Here is a 1,255-nt window from a genome sequence, read left to right as displayed (position 1 = left end):
AAGTCGTCCCACAGCTTCGGTGATACGTTTAGCCCCGGTACATTTTCGGCGCAGAGTCACTCGACCAGTGAGCTATTACGCACTCTTTAAATGGTGGCTGCTTCTAAGCCAACATCCTGGTTGTCTAAGCAACTCCACATCCTTTTCCACTTAACGTATACTTTGGGACCTTAGCTGGTGATCTGGGCTGTTTCCCTCTTGACCACGGATCTTATCACTCGTAGTCTGACTCCCGAGTATAAGTCATTGGCATTCGGAGTTTGACTGAGTTCGGTAACCCGATGAGGGCCCCTAGCCCAATCAGTGCTCTACCTCCAAGACTCTTCACTCGAGGCTAGCCCTAAAGCTATTTCGGGGAGAACCAGCTATCTCCAAGTTCGATTGGCATTTCACCCCTACCCACACCTCATCCCCGCACTTTTCAACGTGCGTGGGTTCGGGCCTCCAGTAGGTATTACCCTACCTTCACCCTGGACATGGGTAGATCACCTGGTTTCGGGTCTACGACCTCGTACTATACGCCCTATTCAGACTCGCTTTCGCTACGGCTCCGTCTTTTCGACTTAACCTCGCACGAGATCGTAACTCGCCGGTTCATTCTACAAAAGGCACGCCATCACCCATAAACGGGCTCTGACTACTTGTAGGCACACGGTTTCAGGTTCTCTTTCACTCCCCTCCCGGGGTGCTTTTCACCTTTCCCTCACGGTACTGGTTCACTATCGGTCACTAGGGAGTATTTAGCCTTGGGAGATGGTCCTCCCTGCTTCCGACGGGATTCCTCGTGTCCCGCCGTACTCAGGATCCACTCAGGAGGGAACGAAGTTTCGACTACAGGGCTGTTACCTCCTCTGGCGGGCCTTTCCAGACCGCTTCATCTACTCCGTTCCTTTGTCACTCCGTATTGAGTGTCCTACAACCCCAAGAGGCAAGCCTCTTGGTTTGGGCTGTTCCCGTTTCGCTCGCCGCTACTCAGGGAATCGCTTTTGCTTTCTTCTCCTCCGGGTACTTAGATGTTTCAGTTCCCCGGGTATGCCCTCCATACGCTATGTATTCACGTATAGATACTGCCCCATTACGGACAGTGGGTTTCCCCATTCGGAAATCTCCGGATCAACGCTTACTTACAGCTCCCCGAAGCATATCGGTGTTTGTCCCGTCCTTCATCGGCTCCTAGTGCCAAGGCATCCACCGTGCGCCCTTTCTAACTTAACTAAACACACTTTTCAGCCTGTTATCTAGTTTTCAAAGAACA

At 52.0% G+C, this 1,255-nt stretch carries 1 rRNA gene; it reads right to left on the bottom strand.

The window, feature by feature from the left end:
• Positions 1-1,215 (bottom strand): 23S ribosomal RNA (locus tag ES017_RS15040); the annotation flags it as partial.
• Between the last annotated feature and the right edge of the window lie 40 nt (positions 1,216-1,255).

This window comes from Anoxybacillus sp. EFIL (assembly GCF_013096955.1).
GTDB lineage: Bacteria > Bacillota > Bacilli > Bacillales > Anoxybacillaceae > Anoxybacillus > Anoxybacillus ayderensis.
The sequence above is the reverse complement of the archived record's forward strand: the minus strand, read 5'-3'. Positions and strand labels throughout refer to the sequence as shown.